The organism is Streptomyces orinoci, from assembly GCF_003121295.1.
GTDB classification, from domain to species: domain Bacteria; phylum Actinomycetota; class Actinomycetes; order Streptomycetales; family Streptomycetaceae; genus Streptomyces; species Streptomyces orinoci.
Map to the genome: position 1 here is coordinate 1 of NZ_PHNC01000025.1, position 5,058 is coordinate 5,058.

A 5,058-nucleotide genomic window follows, 5' to 3' on the forward strand; every position below is an offset into this window, starting at 1 on the left:
CCGGCACCGGCTACCGCACGGTGACCAGCGCCGTGGAACACGGGGAGCATCTCTACCTGGGAAGCCTGGTGGAGCCGTCGGTGGGGGCGGTGCGGCTGGAACCGGCGGGGCGGGTCAGTGCAGGATCTTCTCCTTGGCCCTGCGGAACTCCTCGTCGGTGATGTCGCCTCGGTTGCGGAGGTCGGACAGGGTCCGCAGCTCGTCGATCTCGCTCCGGCCGCCGCCGGTGGTATCCCGGATGTACTGGTCCATCGCCTCCTGCTGGGCCCGCAGATGGCTGCGCTCCCGCTCTCCCATGCTCCGGCCGCGCGCCAGCACGTAGATGAAGACGCCCAGGAACGGCAGCACCAGGGTGAGTATCAGCCAGCCGGCCTTGCCCCAGCCGCTCAGCGCGTCATCGCGGAAGATGTCCGTGATCACCCGGAACAGCAGGAAGAACCAGCAGACCCACAGCACGATCCACAGGATCGTCCAGAAGGTGCTCAGCAAGGGATAGTCGTAGGCCAGGTTCAGGTATCCGCTCATGGTCGCGGTCCCCCTTTCGGTACGGCCACCTCTCCATCGTCACCAGCGCTCAGCGGTGATCGCACCCGGGCCGCCCCCAGCACGCCGGGGGCGCCCAGCGCGCCGCGGGCCGGGCCGGGCGGACCGTCGTCTTAGGGTGCAGGCGTGAAGCGCTGGCGGGCCCTGGCCGTCCTGGGAACGGCCCAATTCCTGATGGTCCTCGACACCTCGGTGATGAACGTCTCGATCAGCAGGCTGGTCGAGGACTTCCACACCGAGGTCACCGCGGTCCAGGCCGTCATCACCCTCTACACCCTGGTGATGGCCGCGTTTATGATCACCGGCGGCAAGCTCGGTGACTCCATCGGCCGCCGCCGGACCTTCGCGGCCGGGCTGGTGGTGTACGGCGCCGGCTCGGCGCTCACCTCCCTGGCGCCGTCGCTGTGGGTGCTGGCGCTGGGCTGGTCGGTGATCGAGGGGCTCGGCGCCACCCTGGTGCTGCCGGCGCTGGCGGCCCTGGTGGCGGGCGCCTACCAGGGACGGGACCGGTCCACCGCCTATGGCGTCATCGGCGGACTGGCCGGTGCGGGCATCGCCGTCGGCCCGCTGCTGGGCGGCTGGGTGACGACCTATCTGACCTGGCGGCTGGTGTTCGCCGGCGAGGTGGTGGTGGTCATCGCCATGCTGTGCCTGCTGCGCTGGGTCCCCGATGTGCCACCGGAGCCCGGGACGAAACTCGACCACACCGGGGTCGCCCTGTCGGCGGCCGGTCTGGCGCTGGTGGTGCTGGGGGTGCTGCAGAGCAGTTCCTGGGGGTGGCTCAAGCCACGTAATCCGCCCTTCACCGTCCTCGGCTTCTCCCCGACCCTGTTTGTGATCGCGGCGGGCGCCGCCCTGCTGTGGCTGTTCACCGCCTGGGAGCGGCGACGGGCGGCGCATGGACGGCAACCGCTGGTGCGGCTGTCACTGTTCGCCGTCCCGCCCCTGCGTGCCGGACTGGCCATGCTGCTGTGCCAGAACCTGGTGCTGCTCGGGCTCTTCTTCGTCATCCCGCTCTATCTGCAGATTGTGCAGGGCTTCAATGCCTTCCAGACCGGGCTGCGGCTGCTGCCCGTCTCGCTGACCATGCTGGCGTCCGCGATGACCGGCCCGCTGCTGGGCCGGTTCGCCTCCCCCCGGACGGTGGTGCGCTGCGGTCTGCTGGTGCTGCTCGGGGCGTCGGTGGGGCTGCTGGCCACCATCGAGCCCAGGATCGACAACCTCGCCTTTGGTCTGGCCATGGGCGTGCTGGGGGTGGGCATGGGGCTGCTCGCCTCCCAGCTGGGCAATGTGGTGCAGTCCAGCGTCGGGGAGCGGGACCGCAGCGAGGCGGGGGGCCTGCAGTACACGGCCCAGAATCTGGGCTCCTCGCTGGGCACCGCGCTGATCGGCTCCCTGCTGATCGGCGCCCTGGTCCATGCCTTCACCACCCAGATCGCCGGCAACCCCAGGATCTCGGAAGCGGCGCGGCGGCAGGCCGGGATCGCCATGGAAGCCGGGGTCAGCTTTGTGAGCACCGATCAGGTGCGGGACGCCGCCCGCCGGGCCTCGCTCCCGCCGTCCGAGACGGAGGCGGTCGCCGACTCCTATGCCACCGCCCAGCTCGACAGCCTCAAGGCGGCCATCCTGGCGACCGCGGGCATCACCCTGGCCGGTTTCGCCTTCACCCGCCACCTTCCGGTCAGCGTCAAGCCCGTGCCTTGAACGACGACGACCACTGGTACCTCGCCGGGTACGCCACTCAGGGGCGCGGGGAACTGCGCGACCAGCCACCCACAACCCGCGGCCGAACGACAACCGCCATCGGCAGACACCCATGTCAGCCCACCCGGCGGAGCCGCATGGAGCGGGCACCCCGCACCCCTTAGGAGGCGCCCCCTAATCCTCCCGCGCCCGCCGCGTCCGCGAACGGTTCTCCTTGCGGATCGCCTCCAGCAGCTCGCCCTTGCTCATCTGCGAGCGATGCTCCACCCCCAGCCGCTGGGCCACCTCATACAGGTGCCGCTTGGACGCCTGCTCGTCCACCCCTTCCCCGCTGCGTTCCTGCCGCGAGCGCGGCGTCGCCGACTGCGGGTCGGACGGGCCCTTGCGGCCGCCCTCCTTGCGCTCCCAGTGGTCGCCCACCTTCTCGAAGGAGTGCTTCAGTGCGCCATACGCCACCCGGTGTGCCCGCTCGCCCTCGCCGTACTGGTCCACGGCCGCGTCATGGGCCTTGATCCAGGTGCGCTGGGCATCCTCCTTGGACCGCGCCAGCGTGGACGGCAGTTCCTCACGTCCGGGCATGACAGCTCACCTCCCAGGGGAGTCCCGCTCTCAACGGCCAGTCTTCTACCCGCCTGCCCCGGGTGCCAGCGCTCACCACCGGGCGAGCACCGCCAGCAGTCCCATCCCGGCGGCCGTCCAGGCCACATAGTCGCCCACATGCCCGGACTGCAGATGCCGCAGCCGGCGCAGCCCGGGCAGGGACGGTTCCGGGCGCCGTACGCCCAGGGCCGCCAGCCCGCCGGCCAGTGCCGCGGACAGTGCCCCCAGAGCGGCGCCCTGCCAGGTCCAGGCCACCTCGGGGAGTCCGGTGGCGGGCCAGTGCCGTCCGTCCAGGACCACGGCCGCGTACCCGGCATGGTCCGCGAAGTGCGCCCCCGCGATCCCGGCGCCCCGGGCCAGCCCCGGCACCGTGCCCACCGCCAGCGCCCCGGCCAGCAACAGCCCGGCCACCGTGATCATCGGCCAGGGCGGCCTGCGCACCGGCTCGCCGGTCTCGGGTTCCTCGTCCTCCCCCGAGATCTCGTCCTCGGGGCACTGCTCCGGGCCCGGCACCCCGGCCCCCGCGAAGACCCGTGCCGCCACCCGCAGCACCGCGCCCCCGGTGACCGCCGAGACCACCACAAAGAGCACCGGCAGCCAGCCGGCCTGCTCCTCCACCAGCGCCTTCCCCAGGCCCGTACCGAACGGCGGCAGCCCGGCCAGGGCCAGTCCGCCGACCGTGAACAGCACCCCGACCAGCCTCAACTCCCGGCCTCGGCCGTGCAGTTGGAGCTCGTCCACGCTGCCGTAGCGGTCCAGCAGCCCACCGGTGCAGGCGAACAGCGCCGCCTTGACCCCCGCATGGCCCAGGACATACAGCGAGGTCCCGGCCATGCCCCCGGGGCTGAGCAGCGCCACCCCGGTGAGGAACAGCCCGGTGTGGGCCACCGTGGAGAAGGCCAGCAGTCGTTTGATATGCCGCTGCTGCCAGCACATCACCGCCCCGGTCAGCGCCCCGGCCACCCCCAGCACCAGCAGCGCCCGCTTCACCTCGTCCGCCGGAATGCCGCCCGGCCCGCCGAAGACCGTGACGCTCACCCGGGCCGCACCATAGACGCCCATCTCCACCATCACCCCGGACAGCAGCATGCACACCGGGGTGGGCGCCACCGCGTGGGCGTCCGGCAGCCAGAAGTGGAAGGGCACCGCCGCCGCCTTCACCAGCAGCCCGGTGAGCACCAGGACGAACGAGGCCAGCACCAGCGCGTCCCGGTGCGGGGCGGCGTCCAGCGCCCGCCCGGCCTGGGCCATGCCCAGCTCGCCGGTGCGCGCATAGAGCAGCCCGATGCCCAGCAAGGAGGCATAGCCGCCCAGGGAGTTGACAAAGCCGAAGGCCAACGCACCCTGCACCGGCCGGGCCTGCTCCACCCGGTAGCCGGTCAGGGCGTAGCCCACCACACCCATCAACTCGAAGAAGACAAAGGCATCGAAGAGGTCACCGGTCAGAGCGAAGCCGCACATTCCGGCCTGGAACAGCAGGATCAGCGCCGGGAAGGCGCCCGCGTGCCCCCGGGGCGGTTCGTCGAAGTAGCGCCAGGAATAGGCCAGTACGGAGACGATCAGCAGTGAGGTGAGCGCGGCCAGGCCCAGCCCGGTGCGGTCGCCGGTCAGTACAATGCCCACGCTGTGCCCGCCTTGCGGGGGCCAGTCCCCCACCCACTCCACTTCCGGGGCGCCCCGGGCGAGCAGGGCCAGCGATAGGGCCGTGGAGACCGCGGCGCAGCAGCAGGCGAGGGTCTCGGCGACCGGCCGGGACATCCTGCGGCCCGCGCTCACCAGCAGGGCGGCGCCCAGCAGCGGCACCACCACGATCAGAGGGAGCATCCGGCCCATCCGCCTGCCTCAGCCCTTCAGCTCGGACAACTCATCGGGGTCGATGGTCCCGTGGCGCTTCTGCACCTGGACCACCAGCGCCAGCAGCAGCGCGGTGACGGTGGCGCCCACCACCACATCGGTCAGGGCCAGCGCCTGCACCACCGGGTCCACAGTGATGGTGGTGGTGGGCACATCGGAGAAGACCGGGGCGCTGCCGCCCCGCCGGTAGCCCACGGCCATCAGCAGCACATAGGTGGAGGACTGGGCCACCGACAGACAGCCCACCGCATGCACCAGATTGCGGCTGGTGGCCATGCCATGGACGCCGATGAGGAAGATCCACCCGGCGATGAGATAGGGCAGTACGCTCACGCTTCCTCCTCCCCGCCCTCGATT

The 5,058-nt window shown here is 71.5% G+C and carries 5 protein-coding genes; 1 reads left to right on the forward strand and 4 read right to left on the reverse strand.

The genetic code is table 11. The annotated features are described in order from the left end of the window. Nucleotides 1-114: 114 nt before the first annotated feature. Nucleotides 115-525: an SHOCT domain-containing protein gene (locus CV755_RS14500; RefSeq protein ID WP_109280657.1), complete on the reverse strand. Its 411-nt coding sequence runs from the start codon at nucleotides 523-525 to the stop codon at nucleotides 115-117. 144 nt (nucleotides 526-669) lie between these two features. On the opposite strand from CV755_RS14500, the gene CV755_RS14505 reads away from it, so the two are divergent. Continuing rightward, on the forward strand, nucleotides 670-2,247 hold the full coding sequence (locus CV755_RS14505) for an MFS transporter (protein ID WP_109280658.1): 1,578 nt from the start codon (nucleotides 670-672) through the stop codon (nucleotides 2,245-2,247). A 174-nt stretch (nucleotides 2,248-2,421) separates the two neighbouring features. On the opposite strand, the gene CV755_RS14510 is transcribed toward CV755_RS14505, so the two are convergent. From CV755_RS14510 to CV755_RS14520, 3 genes are all read right to left on the reverse strand, one after another. Then, entirely contained in the window at nucleotides 2,422-2,826 is a 405-nt protein-coding gene (locus tag CV755_RS14510; RefSeq protein ID WP_109280659.1) for a ChaB family protein, read from the reverse strand. A 72-nt stretch (nucleotides 2,827-2,898) separates the two neighbouring features. Further along, nucleotides 2,899-4,680, reverse strand: a complete 1,782-nt coding sequence (locus tag CV755_RS14515) for a complex I subunit 5 family protein (RefSeq protein WP_109280660.1) — start codon at nucleotides 4,678-4,680, stop codon at nucleotides 2,899-2,901. A 9-nt stretch (nucleotides 4,681-4,689) separates the two neighbouring features. Then, entirely contained in the window at nucleotides 4,690-5,034 is a 345-nt protein-coding gene (locus CV755_RS14520) for a sodium:proton antiporter (protein ID WP_109280661.1), read from the reverse strand. Nucleotides 5,035-5,058 lie beyond the last annotated feature (24 nt).